Consider the following 21,905-nt stretch of genomic DNA (forward strand, 5'->3'; position numbering starts at 1 on the left):
TGGTTACTTTATCAGTTCCAGTTAGGCTTTAATTCAGGGTCAACCAGAGCATAAATCTGGGAGTAAGTCCCTTTATCCTCAGACATTTGATTTAATTGCTGAGCGACATCTTTGCGGCTTACCATACCGTGAACTTCTCCCTGATAACGCTGACAATGACCTGTGCCAGCCTGATCAGTCAACCCTCCCGGACGAATAATAGTAAAATCTAATCTACTGGTTTGCAGGTAGCTTTCTGCCAGCGATTTAAGTCGGGCAGACTGACCGAATAATGATTTGGCTCGTGGTGATAAAGTATGCCAGCTATCTCCACATCCGATGGATGTAACCAAAAGCATTCGTGAGATCTGAGCCTTTTCCAGTGCATCTATAATGGCCATATTACCAATATGGTCTGAATTACCGCCCCCAATAGTTGAAAAAACAATCGGATTTTCTCCGGCATGCTCAATCACTTTTTCTATGCTTCTGCTGTCACAGGCATCACCCTGTATTACGTTTACGCCTATTGAACTCAGTATTGCTGCCTGCTCTTCATTACGGATCAATGCGGTAACAGGACGATTTTGTTCTAGCGCGATATTAACCAGATGGCGTCCGATACCTTTACCGGCACCAAAAATTAACCAGGGCCTCATAGATGTGACTTCACTCATAATAATTCACCGCTTTAAATGATAATTATCTGAGTTTATTGGAATCAGTGAGCAAAGGAAATGAAACAGACTGGCTTTTGTGAAATGTTTGTGGCGTGAGAGATAAAAATGGCCCCTGAGAACAGGAGCCATTTGATTTTATATGAAATTACAATACGTAATTACTCAAATATTTGTGGTTTTGACATACCGGATGTTGCGACACTTGTTGCAGAATGACCACCCGCACCACCTTTCCCTTTAAATGGATGAGCAGGGCGCTCCCATTCACTAATAATGACTGGCTGTGCAGCCATGTCCGGTGCCGGAGCCTTAGTCATTGGGGAGTAAGAGTGATGATTTTTTGCCACGATAACCTGAGACTCAGTAGCTTTTGTCTCTTTCGCTTTAACTTCTGCTGTCTGAGAGCATACTTCCGTTGCGACAGTCGGCTGTTCTTCATGATGTTCCTGTTCAGCGATAGAGTCCACAATGATAGGTTCTACTACGTGAGCAACTTTTTCCTCAGAGTCATATTGCACTGTGTTAGGTGCAGTTTCAGCCTGATTTGAAACCTCATGGCTGACAACAGACTTGGTAGTTTCTTGAACAGGCTCATTAGTCTGCCCAGAAACCGACTCAACAATTGATTCAACTGTAGATGGGTTCACTGATTCAGGTTTCGCAGTTTCATAAGTAACAGCGGTTTGTTCTGTAGCTTTAGTTTCTGCAAAAATAGGTGCTGGTTCAGCAGTTTTTGCAGCAACAGGTACTGGCATCATTTCAACCGCTTGTTCCGATGCTGCTTCTTCAATTACAGAGAGTTCTGGCTCAGAAGTTGTAGCCACTGGTGTGACCGGGTAACGAACCCAGACTTTACCGGATGCTAACTCAGGTGAGGCTACCGCGATTGCCAGAGGTACCGGAGACTGAGTCAGATTGCGCTCATCGCGATAACGACGACGGCGTTGCCCACTGACCCGCAAATGACGCGGTGAACGGCGGGAACGACGTGGCATGATGTTATCTTGCTGTTCGTTATTTTGCTGAGAACCGTTTTGTTGAGAATCAGACATAGCAGCGTTTTGTTCAGCAGTATCCTGAACGATAGATTCATTTGCCGCGGCAGGTTGAGTTGTTGCTTCAGTTTCTGTATTGATAACAGCTGGAACAGAAGCTCTTTTCTCTTTTTCCGCGATTACAGGTGCAGAATCAGATGTAACTACCGGAAGTGCTGCAATAGTTGTTTCTTCTTTCACACTATCTGTAATACGAATTTTTTGCTCAAGCTGGCGACGCTGGCGTCGAGGTATAACAGGTTGACGTTCCTCGATTTCTTCTTCCGGAACTTCGGGTTTAATTGCCTGCTGAACCTTACTTTCCAATTGTTGCTGGCGTTTTTCTTCCTGACGGCGACGTTGGCGTTCTGCACGCTGCTCGCGGCGCTGTTGCTGCTGAGCCTCACGCGCCTCGTTATCTACCGCAGTATTATCCTGAGCGTTATTTTTCGCCTGAGCATTACGACCTTTACGCTGCTCATCACGCTCGCGATTGTTACGATTTTCATTCTCGTTACGCTCACGACGTGGGTTTTGGCGGCGTGGATTACGGCGATCTGATGAACGACGTCCATCATTGCCAGAAGGTCTCTTGGCTTTTTCCTGAGGCTGCTTCTCTTCTTCGTTGCTGAATACTTTTTTCAGGGCATTTAAGAAGCGGCTGAATAGGCCAAGTTTTTCTGCTTTTTGATGACTATTTGCTTTGGCTGCGACTTTTTTCTCTTTTGCTTTTGCTGCGGCAGGAGCTGGAGCTTCAGCAGGCAAATCAAAAGTGGAAATAGCGGGCTGTTCAGGACGTTTACGTTCATGCTGAACATCTTCCTGAATATTTGCCATTTCTGTTTCATGAATCTGTGGCAACTGATAGCTCAGGGCCGAGATTTCTTCGCCTTTACGCACTCGTAAAACGGAGAAATGCGGTGTCTGCATTTGATCGTTTGGCACGATAACAATACTAACGCCACCCTGACGGTGTTCAATCGCACTGACAGCTTTACGTTTTTCATTCAACAGATAGGAAGCAATCTGTACAGGAACAATCGCATGAACCTGATGAGTATTTTCTTTCAGGGCTTCTTCTTCTATCAGGCGAAGAATGGACAGAGAAAGTGACTCATTATCACGAATGGTTCCTGTGCCGCTACAACGAGGGCAAACATGGTGGCTGGATTCACCCAGAGATGGGCTTAAACGCTGGCGTGACATTTCCAGTAAGCCAAAACGGGAAATGCGGCCAATCTGAATACGGGCGCGATCCTGACGTACTGCATCACGCAGGCGGTTTTCAACCTCGCGCTGATGACGTACTGGTGTCATATCGATAAAGTCGATAACAATCAGACCACCAAGGTCACGCAGGCGTAACTGACGGGCAATCTCATCTGCGGCTTCCAGATTCGTATTAAAGGCAGTTTCTTCAATATCGCCGCCACGGGTTGCACGGGATGAGTTGATATCAATTGCAGTCAGGGCTTCAGTAGTATCAATGACAACAGAGCCACCGGAAGGCAATCTTACTTCGCGCTGGAAAGCAGATTCAATCTGCGATTCGATCTGGTAGTGGCTGAACAGCGGGACTTCACCATTATACAGTTTAATTTTGCTGGCAAAATCGGGGCGACCGAGGGCAGTGATGTGCTGGCGTGCCAAATCAAGAATTTTCGGATTATCGATGAGAATCTCACCAATGTCGGGACGCAGGTAATCACGAAAAGCGCGTACAATAACGTTACTTTCCTGATGAATCAAAAAAGGAGCCGGATGGCTGTTGGCCGCTTTTTTGATGGCTTCCCAGTGTTTCAGACGAAAATTCAGATCACCCTGAAGGGCTTCTGCGGATTTGCCGACACCAGCGGTACGAACGATAAGCCCCATACCTTCGGGTACATCAAGGGAAGAGAGAGCTTCTTTTAATTCGATACGATCATCACCTTCGATACGGCGTGAAATACCGCCAGCTCGCGGATTATTCGGCATCAGAACCAGATAACTACCTGCCAAACTGATAAAGGTCGTTAAAGCAGCACCTTTATTGCCTCGTTCTTCTTTATCTACCTGAACGATGACTTCCTGACCTTCTTTAAGGATATCCTTAATGTTAGGACGGCCATGGGCATGGTAATTATTTGGGAAATATTCACGGGCAATTTCTTTTATAGGCAGGAAGCCATGTCGCTCTGCACCATAATCAACAAATGCGGCTTCAAGGCTGGGTTCAATCCGTGTAATTTTACCTTTATAGATATTGGCCTTTTTTTGCTCGTGTCCAGGACTCTCAATATCCAGATCATAAAGACGTTGCCCGTCAACAAGGGCAACACGCAACTCTTCCTGCTGGGTTGCGTTGATTAACATTCTTTTCATTCTAACTTACTCATTATTTTTTACATTAGTATAGAGCCATGAGTAAAAAGAGGAGCATTTACTGGAAACCGATGGCCTCGTGTCTTTTACAAAACCGTCAGCCTCACGGCTATCGGTTGTATAGAGGCGCCTAAATGTCGGCGAGCCTGAATTTCATTTCTTTCATTGTAAGAAACGCAGCACTCTTTGTTGGGAGATACTGTAATAAATTAGTACAGGTTTTACCCAATCCAGTAAGTAGCAACTCACAGCCCATAAATTGTTTGATTAAACATTACGTCTTACGCCATTGCTGCGTTTTTGTTCAAACAAACAGATAACAAACAATTTCAATCTGCCATTCATAGTTTAGTAAATCGTGGCCGGAAAGCATTATTCCATTGCTATTGGGGTGATAGCAAGGTGACTTTATCTCTTTAAGAGTTTTTTATCATGAAATAGTGATAAGTTGTTAATCTTTAGCCTTTATTCTAAGGCAATTTAATAATAAAGAATAAAAATGTGGATATTATTTATACATGATTTAAAAATGAGTAGCACTCTGTTTGCGGGATAATTAAAATTGCGCCCATGAAAACAAATAATCAAGTTGTACAGTTTGTCACTATTGATGACGATGAGGCCGGCCAGAGAATTGATAATTTTTTGCTGGCTCGATTAAAAGGTGTACCTAAAAGCATGATCTACCGGATCTTGCGTAAAGGTGAAGTTAGAGTCAATAAAGGAAGAATCAAGCCTGAATATAAATTGACAGCAAACGATGTTGTCAGAATTCCGCCTGTCAGAGTGGCGGAAAAACAGGAGGCTCCTGTTTCTGCCAAGTTGGATAAAGTTGCCGCGTTGGCAGAATGTATTCTTTATGAAGATGATTATATATTGGTCATAAATAAGCCTTCAGGAACTGCCGTGCATGGTGGGAGCGGGTTAAGTTTCGGTGTTATTGAAGGATTACGGGCATTACGTCCCGAAGCTCGCTTTCTTGAGCTGGTACACCGTCTTGACCGTGATACTTCCGGGGTTTTGCTGGTTGCGAAAAAACGTTCTGCTTTACGTTCACTGCATGAACAATTACGCCTGAAGCAAATGCAGAAAGATTATCTGGCTTTGGTGCGTGGGCAGTGGCAGTCTCATTGCAAAGTCGTACAGGCACCTTTGTTAAAGAATCTTCTGCAAAGTGGTGAAAGGGTCGTTAAGGTCAGCAGCGAAGGTAAACCTTCTGAAACGCGTTTTAAGGTGGAAGAACGTTACGAGTTTGCTACATTAGTGCGGGCCAGCCCAGTAACCGGGCGTACCCACCAAATCCGTGTACATACTCTGTATGCGGGGCATCCGATAGCATTTGATGATCGCTATGGTGACAAAGCGTTTGACGGGCAGCTTGCAGAAACAGGGATCAACCGGCTGTTTCTGCATGCCAGTTCACTGAAGTTTACGCATCCATCAACCGGTGAAACGATGCGTTTCGAAGCACCAATGGATACGGCATTACGACAATGTTTAAAAAAATTGCGACAAATGTAATGCAATAATCATTTGTTTAATAATGTGCCGTCAGGGGGTTTACCCCCTGACGGGTAAGCATTTCAGTCAGGGTGATTAATGGCAGACCAACTAATGTATTGGGGTCTTTGCCATCTAGTTTTTCAAATAATGTGATCCCTAAGCCTTCACTTTTAAAACTGCCGGCACAATTAAACGGTTGTTCTTTTTCCAAGTAGCCGATGATTTCAGTATCAGTAAGTTCCCTAAAATGGACATGAAATAGTTCACAGCGAGTATCAGTACTTCTGGTTTTGCTATTGAATAATGTAATACCGGTATAAAAAGTGACACACTGACCACTGGCTTTTTTTAACTGTGCGAAAGCGTTCTCAAAATTGTGCGGCTTTCCGGTTAATTCTCCATTTAAAATACAAACCTGATCTGAACCTATAATAAGATGGCTGGAATAATCTTGTTGTAATGCTGTAGCCTTTTCTTGTGAAAGCCGCATCACTAATTGTTCAGGATTTTCATTCTCCTGTGGGCTTTCATCAATATTTGGTGCTGCACAGGTAAAAGGCAGGCCAATTTTTTCCAGTAATAAGCGGCGATATATCGAAGTTGATGATAAAACAATCGGAAGCATCATTTTTCCATAAAATACGTAGAGAAATATTTGCAGGCATTTTAAACTATGCACCGCTTATTAAGCGAATATTTGGTGGAAAGGTGCAGATGTGTGGCCTTTTTCTTTGACTATATCCCGTTACAAAGATAATATGCGCGCCTTATGCAGAAGGTAAAATTACCCCTGACCATTGATGCACTTCGTGCAGCCCAGAAAAGACTAGACTACACTGGCAGTTATTCTGCTGAACAGGTGTCTCGTCTTCTAGAATCGGTGGTCAGTGTGGATAGTGATGTAGATAACTCATTATCATTTCAGATTGATAATCAGCGTCTGGCAGTTGTAAAAGGGCATTCAGATGTGGATGTTACACTTGCCTGTCAGCGTTGTGGTGGTAAATTCAGTCATCATGTTCACACAACGTATTGTTTTAGCCCGGTCGTCAATGATGAGCGGGCCGAAGCATTACCGGAAGAGTATGAGCCAATTGAGGTTAATGAATTTGGCGAAATAGATTTACTGGCAATGATAGAAGATGAAATAATTCTTTCTCTGCCGGTAGTTCCGGTACATGATTCTGAACACTGTGAAGTGTCCGACGCGGATATGGTGTTTGGTGTACTGCCTCCTGAAGCAGAAAAACCAAACCCATTTGCCGTATTAGCCAGTTTAAAGAAAAGTACTTAAGGAGTAAGGTCGATGGCCGTACAACAGAATAAACCAACTCGTTCTAAACGTGGTATGCGTCGCTCTCATGACGCACTGACTGCAACAAAAGTCTCTGTAGACAAAACTTCTGGTGAAACTCACCTGCGTCACCATGTGACTGCTGATGGCTACTACCGTGGCCGCAAGGTAATCAACAAGTAATTCAGCTAGTTATTAGCAAGTTGATATCTTGGCTAATCTAACCTTAGCGTTAGATGCTATGGGCGGGGATTTTGGTCCTCGCGTCACGGTGCCTGCTGCATTGCAGGCACTGGCATCTAATCCGCGATTAAAACTACTGTTGGTCGGTGACCCCGAAGCCATTTCTCCTTTGCTTGCAAACAAAAATGCCGAGCTGCTCAGCCGTTTGCAAATTATTCCTGCGGAACATGTTGTTGCCAATGATGTTAAACCGTCTCAGGCAATTCGTTCCAGTCACGGTACTTCGATGCGTATTGCACTAAATCTGGTGAAATCCGGTGAAGCGCAGGCGTGTGTCAGTGCAGGAAATACAGGAGTATTGATGGGGCTGGCTAAACTGATGTTGAAATCGATAGAAGGAATTGAACGGCCAGCCTTGGTGACGGTCATACCAAATCTGAAACAACAAAAAACAGTAGTATTAGATTTGGGCGCTAATATTAATTGTAATAGTCGTATGTTAGTGCAATTTGCCATTATGGGCGCTGTAATGGCAGAAGATGTTGCGGGTGTAAAAAATCCACGTGTAGCATTACTTAATATCGGGGAAGAGGAATCCAAAGGGCTGGATAATATCCGCGAAGCCGCCATAACCTTGCGGAATAGTGAGTTAATCAACTATATAGGCTATGTGGAAGGAAATGAGCTGTTAACGGGGAAAACAGATGTCCTCGTGTGTGACGGCTTCGCAGGTAATGTTACGCTGAAAACAATGGAAGGCGCGATCAGAGTGATTCTGTCTCTGCTTAAGTCACCGGAAGGGCAAAAGAAAAAATCGTCATGGTTGATGAAAATATTTAGGAAGTTTTTGCTTAAACTAATAGCAAAACGCTTCGGTCATCTAAACCCTGATCAGCATAACGGCGCAACACTATTAGGATTGCGTGGTATTGTCATAAAAAGTCATGGTGCCGCGAATGAAAATGCTTTCAAAGCTGCAATTGAGCAAGCTGTTCAGGCAGTAGAAAAGAAGGTTCCTGAAAAGATTGCAGCCCGACTGAATGCAGTATTACCCAAGAGTGAATAAGCATAAATGTATACAAAGATCTTAGGCACAGGCAGTTACTTGCCGTCTCAGGTGCGTACTAACGCAGATTTAGAAAAAATGGTGGATACGACTGATGAGTGGATTGTCACTCGCACTGGTATCCGTGAACGTCGTATCGCCGATGAAGGTGAAACGGTGGCAACCATGGGATTCAGGGCTGCTGAACAAGCCATAGAAATGGCAGGCATTGATAAAACGCAAATTGATTTAATAGTTGTTGCAACAACAACGGGAACACATGCTTTTCCCAGCAGTGCCTGCCAGATCCAAAAACTGCTAGGCATTAACGGTATTCCGGCTTTTGATGTTGCGGCGGCTTGTGCCGGGTTTACGTATGCATTGAGTGTAGTTGATCAGTTTATAAAAACGGGTGCAGCCAAATGTGCACTGGTTATTGGTTCTGATACGCTTTCCAAAACTGTTAATCCAGAAGATCGTGGTACCATTATCCTTTTTGGTGATGCGGCAGGAGCGATGGTGGTAGGTGCTTCGGAAGAACCCGGTATTCTGTCGACCCATCTGCATGCTGACGGTCAATATGGCGAATTATTATCAGTACCTCATCATGATCGCCAAAAAATGGATACACCAGCATACCTTACGATGGTTGGCAATGAAGTATTTAAGGTTGCTGTGCGAGAATTAGCGAATATTGTTGATGAGACACTGGAAGCTAATGGTTTGGCTCATTCCCAGCTTGATTGGCTGGTGCCCCATCAGGCGAACTTACGTATTATTTCAGCTACAGCTAGAAAACTGAATATGACGATGGATAAAGTTGTTGTGACACTGGATCGTCATGGTAATACCTCAGCTGCATCTGTCCCGACTGCATTTGACGAAGCGATCCGTGATGGAAGAATTCAGCGTGGCCAACTTGTTTTACTTGAAGCATTTGGCGGTGGCTTTACCTGGGGCTCAGCGCTAGTACGTTTTTAACTTAACAGGAAGATAAACATGTCTGATTTTGCAATGGTATTTCCCGGCCAGGGTTCTCAATCTCTTGGCATGCTAGCTGACTTAGCCGCGGAATTCCCGCTTGTAGAGCAAACTTTTGCAGAGGCTTCTGCGGTTTTGGGATACGATTTATGGGAGTTAGTCCAGCAGGGCCCAGCAGAAGAACTGAATAAAACGTGGAAAACACAACCTGCATTGCTGGCCGCTTCTGTTGCTATTTGGCGGGTTTGGCAGCAACAGGGAGGGAAAAACCCTTCCGTAATGGCAGGTCATAGTCTTGGCGAATATTCAGCACTGGTTTGTGCTGGCGTCATTGAATTCCAACAGGCAATTAAACTGGTTGAATTACGTGGAAAGCTGATGCAGGAAGCCGTGCCTGAAGGGCAGGGTGCTATGTATGCCATTATTGGTCTGGATAACGAATCCATTGCAAAAGCATGTGAAGAATCAGCACAGGGACAGATTGTTTCACCTGTGAACTTTAATTCCCCGGGGCAGGTTGTTATTGCCGGCGAAAAAGAAGCAGTAGAACGCGCGGGGGCTGCATGTAAAGCAGCGGGAGCTAAACGTGCTCTGCCTTTAGCAGTCAGTGTCCCTTCACACTGTGCATTAATGAAATCCGCCGCAGACCAGTTAGCTGTTGCATTACAGTCTGTTGAGTTTAAACAGCCGCAATTCCCTGTTATCAATAATGTTGATGTAAAAACAGAAGAATCTGCTGATACAATCCGGGCGGCGCTGGTGCGTCAGTTGTATAATCCGGTACGCTGGACAGAATCTGTTGAGTATATTGCCGCTCAGGGTATTGATAACCTGCTGGAAATAGGGCCGGGTAAGGTACTGACTGGCTTGACAAAACGAATTGTTGGTACTCTGAGTGCTGTAGCAGTGAATGATGTATCATCACTTACAATTGCTCTGAATAAATGACTGAGGAAAACATGGGCTTTGATGGAAAAATTGCACTAGTTACTGGTGCCAGCCGTGGCATAGGTCGAGCGATTGCAGAATTATTGGCTGAACGTGGAGCGCGTGTTATTGGCACCGCGACCAGTGAAAATGGAGCCGAGGCAATCAGCGCCTATCTGGGCGATAAAGGCAAAGGTTTTGTACTGAATGTCACAGATTCAGAATCCATTGAACAGGCACTATCGAATATTCGTGCTGAATTTGGTGAAATAGACATTCTGGTTAATAATGCGGGCATCACACGTGACAACTTGTTGATGCGCATGAAAGATGATGAGTGGCAAGGTATTGTTGACACAAATCTTTCTTCGATTTTTCGTCTGTCAAAAGCAGTAATGCGTTCTATGATGAAAAAACGTTATGGACGTATTATCTCCATTGGGTCTGTTGTTGGAACAATGGGAAATGCAGGGCAGGCGAATTACGCGGCAGCGAAAGCAGGAGTTATTGGTTTTAGTAAATCACTGGCTCGTGAAGTCGCTTCTCGTGGCATTACCGTCAATGTTATTGCTCCTGGTTTTATCGAAACCGATATGACCAGAGCGTTGACAGACGAACAACGAGCGGGCATTTTATCTGATGTTCCTGCTAATCGTCTCGGTAATGCAAAGGAAATTGCCAGTGCTGTAGCGTTTCTTGCTTCTGATGAGGCCGCTTACATTACGGGTGAAACATTACATGTCAATGGTGGCATGTACATGATCTAAAAAATGAGCGAACCTGCTGTTTTTTTATGTATTTCTTATACAAAATAAGCAGTTAGTGGTTCGACCAGCCGGGATTTGGTTGCATCTTTTCCTGTATTTTATAAACTACGAAAACCATCGCGAAAGCGAGTTTTGATAGGAAATTTAATAGTATGAGCACTATCGAAGAACGCGTTAAGAAAATCATCGTTGAACAACTGGGTGTTAAAGAGGAAGAAGTTGTAACCACAGCTTCATTTGTTGATGACTTGGGCGCTGATTCTCTTGACACAGTTGAACTGGTAATGGCTCTGGAAGAAGAGTTCGATATTGAGATCCCAGACGAAGAAGCTGAAAAAATCACTACAGTTCAGGCTGCTATTGACTACGTTGAAAACGCAAGTAAATAAGCACATATACCTAGGCGGTCGTTCGACCGCCTATGTTTTTTGTCTTACATTTTTTCCCTCCCTGGAGGATAACCGTGTCTAAGCGTCGAGTAGTCGTGACCGGACTAGGCATGGTATCTCCTGTCGGCAATACAGTTGAGTCTTCTTGGAACGCTGTTTGTACCGGACAGAGTGGTATCGGCCTTATCGAACATTTCGACACCGTTAACCATGCAACTAAGTTTGCTGGTTTGGTGAAGAATTTTAATCATGAAGATTTCAATATTTCGCGCAAAGATGCACGAAAAATGGATTTGTTCATTCAGTATGGTATTGCTGCAGGTGTTCAAGCTTTTGAAGATGCAGGAATCGAAGTAACAGAAGCCAATGCTGGCCGCTTTGGTGCTGCTATTGGTTCTGGTATTGGTGGTTTGGGCCTGATTGAAGAGAATCACAGAACATTGCTTTCTGCTGGTCCTCGTAAAGTCAGTCCGTTCTTTGTACCTTCAACCATTATTAATATGGTGGCTGGCCATCTGAGCATACTATATGGCCTTCGTGGTCCTAGCATCTCTATTGCAACAGCCTGTACTTCTGGTGTGCACAACATTGGTCATGCAGCGCGTATAATTGCTTATAATGATGCTGATATCATGTTGGCAGGTGGTGCTGAAAAAGCAAGTACAGAATTTGGTGTTGCCGGGTTTGGTGCTGCCCGTGCACTGTCGACCCGTAATGATGATCCTAAAACCGCGAGCCGTCCTTGGGACAAAGATCGTGATGGATTTGTTCTGGGTGATGGTGCTGGTGTTGTTGTTCTTGAAGAATATGAGCACGCCAAAAAACGCGGCGCAAAAATTTATGCTGAAGTCGTTGGCTTTGGTATGAGTAGTGATGCGTATCACATGACATCTCCGCCTGAAGATGGGGCAGGGGCTGCGCTTGCTATGGAAAATGCTCTGAAAGATGCAGGCATTTCTTCAGAACAAGTGGGCTACATTAATGCTCATGGAACTTCAACACCGGCGGGAGATCTTGCTGAGGCTCTGGCTGTGGAATCTGTCTTTGGTAAAGGCACTAAAGTATTAGTGAGTTCAACCAAGTCAATGACAGGCCACCTGCTGGGTGCAGCTGGTGCTGTGGAATCTATTTTCACAGTTCTTTCTTTGCAGGATCAGATTGTTCCTCCAACTATTAACCTGGTTAATCAGGACGAAAATTGCCGCCTGGATTTTGTGCCTGGCGAAGCACGTAAAGTTGAGGGAATGGAATATGCGTTGTGTAACTCTTTCGGCTTCGGTGGAACTAACGGTTCACTGATTTTCCGTAAGATGTAAAACACCCTATTTCTATAAAAAGCCTCAACTTATGTTGGGGCTTTTTTTATACTACGAATGTCCCTTTTTGCACTGCTACCGCTCATATACTATTATAGCGCCCCTTATAACCTGAGGTTTTCACGCCTTTTTATTTAAGAATCAGAAAGTAAGATGATGTATTGGATTAACGGCAAACCGCAAGATCAAATCTCGGTTAATGATCGCTCGGTACAATATGGCGATGGCTGCTTTACCACAATCAGAGTAGAGCAGGGTCAGGCAGCTTTTTTGCCTTTTCATATGAAACGATTACAAAAAGGCGTTGAAAGACTGTTTATGCCAGTACCGGACTGGGTAAAACTGGAAAGCCACATTCAACAAGTGGTAACAGGATGTGAATCTGGTGTTTTGAAAGTGCTCTTATCCAGAGGTTCGGGCGGACGCGGTTACAGCAGTGATGGTATTAATGAGACAAACCAGATCCTTTTATTAAGCCCCTATCCAGAGCAATATTACAGACAACGGAAAACGGGTGTTGTATTAGGGCTTAGTCCTGTTGCTATGGGGATTAACCCTCATTTGGCGGGCATTAAACATCTGAACCGTTTGGAACAAGTTCTGATAAAACGGTTTATTGATCAGGAAAAGATCGATGAAGCGCTAGTACTTGATAGTGATGGTTTATTAGTTGAATGTTGTAGCGCTAATATCTTCTGGCGGAGAGGTAAAAATATCTATACGCCGGATTTGAGCCAGTGTGGTGTAGAAGGGATTATGCGACAGAAAATTATCCAGCTATTGGAAGGTAGTGATTACCATTTGTCGTGTGTCATGCGTTATCCTGAAGCATTAGCGCACGCTGATGAGGTAATTATTTGTAATTCACTGATGCCCGTTATGGCAGTTAACCAGATCCAGGCACATAAAAATCAGCCTGCATGGAAATACCAATCCAGAGAGTTATATGAATATTTATTACCTGAATGTTTAAGCCTGTAATTCTGTGGGTTATTAAACTGTAGTGATTCAGCCAGCCGTTGAAAGGCAGATAAAAGTGGTAACCGAATGAAACTTAAAAAGCGCATTCTTATTCTACCTGGATTGATTATTCTTGTTGCAGCAATAGCATTTTTCTTTTTTATCAAAAAAGTAGAAAACTTTTCTGCTCAGAAGGTTAATCTGGCTCAGGATCTCATATTTACCTTACCGGTCGGAACGGGGCGTATCGGCTTAGAAACGCTGTTGATTCAGCATAATTTAATCAAAGATAACGGCTTATTACCGTGGCTTTTCCGGTTAGAGCCAGAGCTGATCAAATTTAAGGCAGGAACTTACCGATTACAGAAAAATATGTCAGTAAGAGAAATTCTGCAATTGTTTGCCAGTGGTAAAGAGGTCCAGTTTACTATTCGCTTTGTTGAAGGCAGCCGTCTTTCTGACTGGTCAAAAATATTACAGAATGCGCCATACTTAAAACATGCGGCTGAAGATAAGACGCCACAAGAACTGGCAGAATCGCTGGGTATGAAAATAGAGAGTCCATTGGAAGGATGGTTCTATCCTGATACTTACCTCTATACCGCAGGTACAAGTGATATAGACTTACTCAAGCGAGCCCACCAAAAAATGGTTATGGCTGTTGATCAGGAATGGAAAAACCGGGCTGAAAATCTACCGTATAAGAGTCCTTATGAGATGCTAATTATGGCCTCTATTATCGAAAAGGAAACTGCCGTAGATGCTGAACGCGCTAAAGTGGCTTCTGTATTTATCAATCGCCTGCGTTTAAAGATGCGGTTGCAGACCGATCCGACAGTGATATACGGGCTAGGAGATAAATACACCGGAACTATTTTCCGCAGCAGCCTGAGCACTTTTACGCCATACAATACATATATGATTGAAGGGCTACCGCCGACGCCGATTGCCATGCCGGGTCTTGCATCAATTAAAGCTGCGGCTCATCCGGCGGTAACAAACTATTTATATTTTGTCGCAGATGGTAATGGCGGCCATACTTTTACCACAAATTTAATAGAGCATAATAGAGCGGTAAACCTTTATCGCCAGAGATTGAAGCAGGATAAATGAACAGCAAATTTATTGTTATTGAAGGGCTTGAAGGAGCAGGAAAAACCACGGCTATCCAGACAGTGTCTGATACACTGAAACAATCCGGGATTTCTGATCTTGTTTTTACCCGTGAACCGGGTGGAACGCCATTAGCGGAAAAATTACGCCAGATGATCAAGCAAGGGATCGAAGGTGAAATATTGACGGATAAAGCAGAAGTTCTGATGCTTTATGCTGCCCGGGTTCAGTTGGTGGAGAATGTCATCAAGCCTGCACTGGCAAAAGGTTGCTGGGTTGTTGGGGATCGCCATGATATGTCATCTCAGGCATATCAGGGAGGCGGACGTAACATTGACCAACATTTATTGGCTTCACTACGTGAAGCAGCGCTCGGTGATTTTTCCCCCGATCTGACTATTTATCTTGATTTACCGCCAGAGGTTGGCCTACAACGTGCCCGCGAACGCGGTGAACTGGATCGTATTGAAAAAGAATCATTAGATTTTTTCCATCGTACCCGCACAAGATATCTTGAATTGGTCGCACAGGATAAATCCATCATAAAAATAGATGCAACGCAGCCATTGGAAAAAGTACAGGATGACATTCGTCAGGCTCTGCAATACTGGCTGGAAAAACAGGAAATACATGCATGAATTGGTATCCGTGGCTTAACCATGCATATCGTCAGCTGATTGAATCCCACCAACAGGGACGTGGTCACCACGCTCTTTTGCTCCATGCTCATGAAGGTATGGGGGCAGATGCACTGCTTTATGGATTAAGCCGTTGGCTAATGTGTCAGAATAAACAGGGAATAAAAAGTTGCGGTAAATGCCACGGCTGTCATTTGATGTTGGCAGAAACACATTCTGACTGGCATGTACTCGCCCCGGAAAAGGGGAAAAGCACAATTGGTGTAGATGCAGTTCGTCAGCTCAGCGAAAAGCTTTATGAATATTCTCAACAGGGGGGGGCCAAGATTGCGTGGGTACCCTCAACAGAATCACTGACTGATGCAGCCTCAAATGCGTTGTTAAAAACACTGGAAGAGCCGCCCGGCAATACCTATTTTCTATTGAGATGTCAGCGTCCGGCCAGCTTACTGGCAACACTGCGAAGCCGCTGTTTTTACTATCATCTGCCGGTTCCTGAAACCAAGACCGGTTTGCATTGGCTGCAAAAAAAGCTCCCGACAATATCATCACAGGATATCCAGACAGCATTGAAACTGTCTCAGGGAGCACCTCTGGCGGCAAAACAGTTACTCCAGACTGAAAAATGGCAACAGAGAAATGTATTTTGTCAGGCTATCACGCAGGCACTACATAAATGTGATACCTTGTCACTTTTGCCATTGTTGAATCGTGATGATGTACAACAGTCTTTGTACTGGCTAATCAGCCTGTTGTCTGATGCGGTAAAATGGCGTCAGAAGGCGCAAAATTACTGTATCAATCAGGATCAGCAGATGTTGATTCACCATCTGGCCTCCAGCCAAAGTGTGGAAAAATTGTTAAATACAGTTGATGATTGGATACGCTGCCGTCATCAATTAATATCCGTAGCGGGCATCAATCGGGAATTGTTATTAACTGAACAATTACTCAATTGGGAAGGGCAGCTTTGCTCCACCCGGTAATACATTTAAATATGGGCATATTATGTTTTTAGTTGATTCACATTGTCATCTCGATTGTTTAGATTATGAAACACTGCATAAAAGTGTGGATGATGTAGTGGCGAAGGCCGCAGAAAGGGATGTGAAGTATATGCTGGCAGTTGCGACCACATTACCCGGCTTCCTGCAAATGAAAAACCTGATTGGCAAACGTGACAACGTTGCGTATTCCTGCGGTATTCATCCGTTAAATCTGGATGAAGGATATGATTTTGATGAGCTTGCCCGTTTAGCTGCAGATAGTGATGTTATCGCAATGGGTGAAACAGGGCTGGATTATTATTATCAGAAAGATAACGCAGAATTACAGAGGACTTCATTTCGCCAGCATATCCGCATTGGTCGCGAATTAAATAAGCCGGTGATTGTTCATACCCGTGATGCAAAAGATGACACCCTGATGGTACTGCGGGAAGAAAAAGTGCAGGATTGTGGCGGAGTTTTGCATTGTTTTACTGAAGATAAAGAGACAGCCAGGGATTTACTGGATCTTGGCTTTTATATTTCGTTTTCGGGTATTGTGACATTCCGCAATGCCGAACAAATTCGTGAGGCTGCGAGGTTTGTTCCCCTCGATCGTATTCTGGTAGAGACTGATTCACCTTATCTGGCGCCGGTTCCTCATCGCGGTAAGCAAAATCAGCCTGCTTATGTACGTGATGTTGCTGAGTATATGGCAGTATTGAAAGGAGTCAGTCTTGAGGAATTAGCCGAAGTGACAACAAGGAACTTTTGTGATTTGTTTCATATCGACATTTAAGAACATTAAATGATAATAAAGGAGAAATGAGATGGCAGAAGAAACTATTTTTAGCAAAATCATCCGTCGTGAAATCCCATCTGATATCGTATATCAAGATGAGTTAGTCACTGCATTCAGAGATATTACACCTCAGGCACCAACTCACATTCTGATTATTCCTAATGTGCTGATCCCAACGGTTAATGATGTTATGCCGGAGCATGAAGCTGCATTAGGCCGTTTATTCACGGTTGCTGCAAAAATCGCAAAACAGGAAGGGATTGCTGAAGACGGCTATCGCCTCATCATGAACTGTAACCGTCATTCAGGGCAGGTTGTTTTTCATATCCATATGCATCTGGTTGGTGGGCATCCATTAGGCCCATTACTGGCAGAATAACATTACTCACTGCCGTTTTTTAATGCGGTCACTTGTAAGACGAAAGATATCCTGACAGCTGTAACCGGAGTAGATTAATGAAAAGAATTTTCTTGGTTGTATTATCAGCACTGTTGCTGGCGAGTTGTACACTGACATCCACACAACCGCCTGCTCCTGTTACACCTGCTGAACCAGAGCAAAAAACGGAACCCACTGAACCGCCGTTACAGAAAGTACCCCAGCCACCGAAGATCCAGTCAATTAACTGGAATAATATCGTTCAGCCATTAGTTGACCAGATGGCTAAAGCACATGGTGTAGAAGCGGGGAAAATACTGCTCGTTGATAGTGTCAAAAATAATACGAGTGGTTCACTGAGAACACTTAAGGCAACTGACGCAATTACCGATGTGGTCAGTAAGACACATGTTTTTCAGGTCGTGCCGAAAAATCAGGTTTATTACGCCCGGCAGGCTCTGGGGCTGTCATCAGAAGATAGTCTGGCATCACGCAGCAAATCTATTGGTTTGGCCCGTTATTTGAATGCCGATTATGTCATCTATTCTGTGGCTTCTGGTGATACCCAACACCGTAAGATAAACATGCAGCTTATGCTGGTTAAAACGGGTGAAATACTCTGGTCTGGTAGCAGTGATATTAACTAATAGTGAAGCTCTATCTGGAATGTTGCGCCAGAAGTGGCCTGACATTCCAGCAGAAAACTGGGAAATCAGTCCATTAACAGGGCTGACTCAGGGAAGCCACTATATCACGGATGGTATACGTCAGATGGTAGGGCGTAAACATACATGGCACAATGGTGCGCTGGGGGTCAATCGTCAACGGGAACAACGGATATTACGTAAATTATCTTTGACTGGCATCGCACCTGATGTAATCGCAATGCACGATGACTGGCTGTTACTGGAGTGGCTGAAAGGCACAAAGATCACAGCAGAAGAATTCGGTTTACCCACATTTCAACAGTCATTGGCGAATACCATCGCCATTCTCCATAACCAAACACCATTGGGGTATGCCTTCCAACTCAAACAACAATTAGCTTCTCAATGGCAGGATATTGATAATTTAAGGCTTTCTCCTGACTGGTTACGGCTGCATAAATTCTTTATATCAGCGAAAATGCCTGCGCCTCTGAAAATAGCCCCTGCTCACATGGATATTCACTCTGATAATCTGATTATGACATCGGAAGGTTTGAAACTGATTGACTGGGAATATGCGGCGGATGTTGATATTGGTTTTTCATTAGCGGGGCTGTTTGAAGGGAATCAATGGAATGAGATGCAGCAGAAATTTTTTTTGAATTATTATTGTACTGACGCATCAGGGTATAGTGATATCGTTTTATTGCAGCAAAAAATTAGGCAATGGAAACCGTGGGTCAGATATATGATGCTGATGTGGTATGAAGTTCGCTGGCAGCAGACAAAAGATCCGCAATTTTTGGCTCTGGCTTATCCTTTGCGTCTGGGCTTTAAGCTGACGTTTTAACACGAAGGTCGGCAATTAATAAGATGGCAACCAATAAATAGATAACTAATAAGAAGTGAGGAATATTATGGGTCCGGTAATGTTAGATGTTGTTGGTCATGAGCTGGATAGTGAAGAGCGTGAAATTCTGCAACATCCATTAGTGGGCGGTTTGATCCTGTTCACCCGCAATTTCCATGATACTCAGCAGTTGCGTGATTTGGTGCGCCAAATCCGCGAAGCCTCCCGCCATCGTTTAGTCATTGCAGTTGATCAGGAAGGAGGGCGGGTACAGCGTTTTCATGAAGGATTTACACGATTACCTGCGGCTCAGTCTTTTGCCTGTTTGCATGACGAACTGATGGGTGGGCATTTGGCCGAAGAATCAGGCTGGCTGATGGCATCAGAGATGATTTCAATGGATATTGATATCAGTTTTGCCCCTGTACTGGATTTGGGCCATAAATGTACCGCGATTGGTGAACGCTCATTTCATGAAGAGCCTGAACCTGCGATGGTGATGGCTGAGCGATTTATCAGGGGAATGCATTCGGCTGGCATGAAATCGACGGGTAAACACTTTCCCGGCCATGGTGCAGTCATAGCGGATTCCCACAAAGAAACGCCAGTGGATAATCGCCCAATGGATGCAATTAGCTGTCACGATATGCTGATTTTCCGCGATTTTATCCAGCGTAACTTACTTGATGCAATTATGCCTGCACATGTTATCTATTCTCAGATTGATGATCGTCCGGCAAGCGCTTCCCCTTACTGGCTAAAAAACGTTTTACGCCAACAGCTGGGGTTTAATGGTGTTATTTTTTCAGATGACTTATCTATGGAAGGCGCTGCTGTTATGGGGGGCTATGCTGACCGGGCAAAAGCCTCACTGGAAGCGGGCTGCGATATGATTCTGGTGTGTAATAACCGTCAGGGTGCGACTAACGTACTAGATAATTTACCGATAGTTAATTCAGATAAGGTGGCACGGCTATATCATCAGGGAAGATCGTTCAGTCTGGAAGAACTGAAAAAATCAGAACGTTGGCAGCGGGCAAATTTGCAATTAAATAATTTATGTGAACACTGGCTAAGCTGTGGCTAATCATTACTGATTTATCGCGATCAAACGAAAGGCAGGATTGTTACATTATGATCCTGTCTTTTGGTATTCTCTTTTTATTTATTACTTTTTGCTGTCTATTTTGGGGCAACATTCTTCCTGTATTTCAATAAATAACCCTGCTAATCACATAATGTTAACAATGTAAATTATAAGTATTAATAAACTGGATTTAAGTCTGATTAATTAGAGTTGAGTACGTAAATTTTGTGATTGGTGTCTAATTAATCAAAAGAATTTAGCAGGGGTCATTTTTGGTATGACCGACTGACCAGCCGTGATATTCTGGCAATATTTTCAGTATGAAATTTATCATGAGTGATGTCATTTAAGAACGTTATTCAAAAAATTGTTTAGCGCTTTACATAACATTAGTTGTATTTTCAGTGGGGTAGTCATGACAACGCCAAAGACAAGAATTGTCATCATTGGTGGGGGTGCTGGCGGTTTAGAACTGGCAACACGTTTGGGACATAAATTAGGGCGTAAGCAAAAAGCCGAAATAACTTTGGTGGATCGCAACAACAGCCATTTATGGAAACCGTTATTACATGAAGTAGCAACAGGTTCTCTGGATGATGGTGTTGATGCACTGAGTTATCTTGCTCATGCAAGTAACCATTACTTCAACTTCCAATTAGGTACACTCACAAATATCAATCGTGAAGAAAAGAAAATCACACTGGCTGCAATTCGTGATGAAAGTAGTGATTTGTTAGTACCAGAGCGTGAGTTGACTTACGACATTCTTGTTATGGCATTAGGCAGCCAATCGAATGATTTTGGTACAGCCGGTGTAAGAGAAAACTGTATTTTCCTTGATAATCCGCAACAGGCACATCGTTTCCATAATGAAATGCTGAACCTGTTCCTGAAATATTCAGCGAATCAATGCCCGGAAGAGAAAGTTAATATAGCGATTGTTGGGGGTGGAGCAACCGGTGTTGAGCTTTCCGCTGAGCTATACAATGCAGTCAAACAGCTAAACAGTTACGGTTTTGAAAGCCTGAATACAGATGCCCTGAATGTGACGTTGGTCGAGGCTGGCGAACGTATTTTGCCAGCGCTGCCACCACGAATTTCTGGTGCCGCACATCAAGAGCTGACTAAACTGGGTGTTAAAGTCTTAACTAAGACAATGGTAACCAGCGCAGATGAAAATGGTCTGAATACCAAAGATGGCGAGCAGATCAAAGCTTCTTTGATGGTCTGGGCTGCCGGAATTAAAGCGCCAGATTTTATGAAAGAGATTGGTGGGCTGGAAACAAACCGTATCAATCAGCTGGTGGTGAAGCCTACTTTGCAGACAACACTGGATGAGACTATTTTTGCTATCGGTGACTGTGCATCCTGTCCGAAAAAAGAGGGTGGTTTTGTTCCTCCACGTGCTCAGTCTGCTCATCAAATGGCGAGCCGTTGCTATGACAACATCCTGGCTTTACTGAATGAAAAACCACTGAAAGAATATGAATATAAAGATCATGGTTCTTTGGTTTCTTTATCTAAATTCAGCACCGTTGGTAGCCTGATGGGTAACCTGATGCGTGGCTCAATGATGGTAGAAGGCCGTATCGCCCGTATCGTTTATATCTCTTTGTACCGTATGCATCAGGTAGCATTGCATGGGTATATTAAAACAGGTTTAATGATGCTGGTTGGTGGAATAAATCGTGTGATCCGTCCACGATTGAAATTGCACTAATTTAACCAGAGTGGTTCATCTGAATTTGATTAATGATATATTCAATAAATTTCAGATGAACCACTAAATCTTCATTATTTTTATTCAATACTACGCTATTTTTTCATTCTATTTATCACAACTCGTTTTCTTCCCATTTTTTAATCAGGCTAATCCTTGTAATAAAACTAATTTTAGCTAGGTAACCATGACATAAAAATGTATGTTTTTCTGTTAGGATTGAAAAAATTCAGGAATGATAAAAATATTTAATGTAATGGA

At 43.7% G+C, this 21,905-nt stretch carries 22 protein-coding genes; 19 read left to right on the forward strand and 3 right to left on the reverse strand.

The window, feature by feature from the left end; translation table 11 throughout:
• Positions 1–11: 11 nt before the first annotated feature.
• Positions 12–638 carry an NAD(P)-binding oxidoreductase gene (locus tag AACX68_RS09490; RefSeq protein ID WP_228858951.1) on the reverse strand — a complete coding sequence of 209 codons (627 nt, stop codon included), beginning with the start codon at positions 636–638 and terminating at the stop codon, positions 12–14.
• 179 nt (positions 639–817) lie between these two features.
• A complete protein-coding gene (rne, locus tag AACX68_RS09495; RefSeq protein ID WP_228858935.1) occupies positions 818–4,057 on the reverse strand; it encodes a ribonuclease E in 3,240 nt (1,079 codons plus the stop codon).
• Positions 4,058–4,627: 570 nt separating this feature from the next.
• Between rne and rluC the strand changes: the two genes are divergently transcribed.
• Complete coding sequence (gene rluC / locus AACX68_RS09500; RefSeq protein WP_228858936.1) at positions 4,628–5,578, forward strand: 23S rRNA pseudouridine(955/2504/2580) synthase RluC; 951 nt, start codon at positions 4,628–4,630, stop codon at positions 5,576–5,578.
• A gap of 16 nt (positions 5,579–5,594) precedes the next feature.
• Here the strand turns inward: rluC and AACX68_RS09505 are convergent, their stop codons facing one another.
• Positions 5,595–6,185, reverse strand: coding sequence for a Maf family protein (locus AACX68_RS09505; RefSeq protein WP_228858937.1), 591 nt, complete (start codon positions 6,183–6,185; stop codon positions 5,595–5,597).
• 144 nt (positions 6,186–6,329) lie between these two features.
• Between AACX68_RS09505 and yceD the strand changes: the two genes are divergently transcribed.
• The 18 genes from yceD to AACX68_RS09595 all read left to right on the forward strand — a co-directional run bounded on the left by yceD (position 6,330) and on the right by AACX68_RS09595 (position 21,644).
• A complete protein-coding gene (gene yceD, locus AACX68_RS09510) occupies positions 6,330–6,854 on the forward strand; it encodes a 23S rRNA accumulation protein YceD (protein WP_228858938.1) in 525 nt (174 codons plus the stop codon).
• A gap of 12 nt (positions 6,855–6,866) precedes the next feature.
• A complete protein-coding gene (gene rpmF, locus AACX68_RS09515; protein WP_099110961.1) occupies positions 6,867–7,037 on the forward strand; it encodes a 50S ribosomal protein L32 in 171 nt (56 codons plus the stop codon).
• A gap of 28 nt (positions 7,038–7,065) precedes the next feature.
• Positions 7,066–8,103, forward strand: a complete 1,038-nt coding sequence (gene plsX / locus AACX68_RS09520) for a phosphate acyltransferase PlsX (RefSeq protein ID WP_228858939.1) — start codon at positions 7,066–7,068, stop codon at positions 8,101–8,103.
• A 6-nt stretch (positions 8,104–8,109) separates the two neighbouring features.
• Positions 8,110–9,063, forward strand: a complete 954-nt coding sequence (locus AACX68_RS09525; RefSeq protein ID WP_228858940.1) for a beta-ketoacyl-ACP synthase III — start codon at positions 8,110–8,112, stop codon at positions 9,061–9,063.
• An 18-nt stretch (positions 9,064–9,081) separates the two neighbouring features.
• Positions 9,082–10,011, forward strand: a complete 930-nt coding sequence (fabD, locus tag AACX68_RS09530; RefSeq protein WP_228858941.1) for an ACP S-malonyltransferase — start codon at positions 9,082–9,084, stop codon at positions 10,009–10,011.
• A gap of 11 nt (positions 10,012–10,022) precedes the next feature.
• Positions 10,023–10,757, forward strand: coding sequence for a 3-oxoacyl-ACP reductase FabG (fabG, locus tag AACX68_RS09535; RefSeq protein WP_099110957.1), 735 nt, complete (start codon positions 10,023–10,025; stop codon positions 10,755–10,757).
• 152 nt (positions 10,758–10,909) lie between these two features.
• The gene (acpP, locus tag AACX68_RS09540) at positions 10,910–11,146 is read left to right on the forward strand and encodes an acyl carrier protein (protein WP_099110956.1); all 237 of its coding nucleotides are present in this window, start codon (positions 10,910–10,912) and stop codon (positions 11,144–11,146) included.
• Positions 11,147–11,220: 74 nt separating this feature from the next.
• On the forward strand, positions 11,221–12,462 hold the full coding sequence (gene fabF, locus AACX68_RS09545) for a beta-ketoacyl-ACP synthase II (protein ID WP_228858942.1): 1,242 nt from the start codon (positions 11,221–11,223) through the stop codon (positions 12,460–12,462).
• Positions 12,463–12,618: 156 nt separating this feature from the next.
• Complete coding sequence (pabC, locus tag AACX68_RS09550; RefSeq protein WP_228858952.1) at positions 12,619–13,443, forward strand: aminodeoxychorismate lyase; 825 nt, start codon at positions 12,619–12,621, stop codon at positions 13,441–13,443.
• 66 nt (positions 13,444–13,509) lie between these two features.
• The gene (gene mltG / locus AACX68_RS09555) at positions 13,510–14,535 is read left to right on the forward strand and encodes an endolytic transglycosylase MltG (RefSeq protein ID WP_228858943.1); all 1,026 of its coding nucleotides are present in this window, start codon (positions 13,510–13,512) and stop codon (positions 14,533–14,535) included.
• Complete coding sequence (gene tmk / locus AACX68_RS09560; RefSeq protein ID WP_099122996.1) at positions 14,532–15,173, forward strand: dTMP kinase; 642 nt, start codon at positions 14,532–14,534, stop codon at positions 15,171–15,173. Before mltG ends, tmk begins: the two co-directional genes overlap by 4 nt.
• Positions 15,170–16,159, forward strand: a complete 990-nt coding sequence (holB, locus tag AACX68_RS09565; protein WP_228858944.1) for a DNA polymerase III subunit delta' — start codon at positions 15,170–15,172, stop codon at positions 16,157–16,159. Before tmk ends, holB begins: the two co-directional genes overlap by 4 nt.
• Positions 16,160–16,181: 22 nt before the next feature.
• Entirely contained in the window at positions 16,182–16,958 is a 777-nt protein-coding gene (locus AACX68_RS09570; protein WP_228858945.1) for a metal-dependent hydrolase, read from the forward strand.
• A 31-nt stretch (positions 16,959–16,989) separates the two neighbouring features.
• Positions 16,990–17,340 (forward strand): purine nucleoside phosphoramidase, encoded by a 351-nt coding sequence (gene hinT, locus AACX68_RS09575; protein ID WP_099110949.1) that lies wholly within the window; start codon positions 16,990–16,992, stop codon positions 17,338–17,340.
• Between the two features lie 77 nt (positions 17,341–17,417).
• Entirely contained in the window at positions 17,418–17,987 is a 570-nt protein-coding gene (lpoB, locus tag AACX68_RS09580; RefSeq protein ID WP_228858946.1) for a penicillin-binding protein activator LpoB, read from the forward strand.
• The gene (locus AACX68_RS09585) at positions 17,950–18,837 is read left to right on the forward strand and encodes a phosphotransferase (RefSeq protein ID WP_228858947.1); all 888 of its coding nucleotides are present in this window, start codon (positions 17,950–17,952) and stop codon (positions 18,835–18,837) included. The genes lpoB and AACX68_RS09585 overlap by 38 nt, the downstream gene beginning before the upstream one ends.
• Before the next feature lie 67 nt (positions 18,838–18,904).
• Positions 18,905–19,924 (forward strand): beta-N-acetylhexosaminidase, encoded by a 1,020-nt coding sequence (gene nagZ / locus AACX68_RS09590; protein WP_228858948.1) that lies wholly within the window; start codon positions 18,905–18,907, stop codon positions 19,922–19,924.
• Positions 19,925–20,339: 415 nt separating this feature from the next.
• A complete protein-coding gene (locus AACX68_RS09595) occupies positions 20,340–21,644 on the forward strand; it encodes an NAD(P)/FAD-dependent oxidoreductase (protein ID WP_228858949.1) in 1,305 nt (434 codons plus the stop codon).
• Positions 21,645–21,905 lie beyond the last annotated feature (261 nt).

The sequence above is a fragment of the Xenorhabdus sp. PB61.4 genome, from assembly GCF_963894935.1.
Classification (GTDB): domain Bacteria; phylum Pseudomonadota; class Gammaproteobacteria; order Enterobacterales; family Enterobacteriaceae; genus Xenorhabdus; species Xenorhabdus stockiae.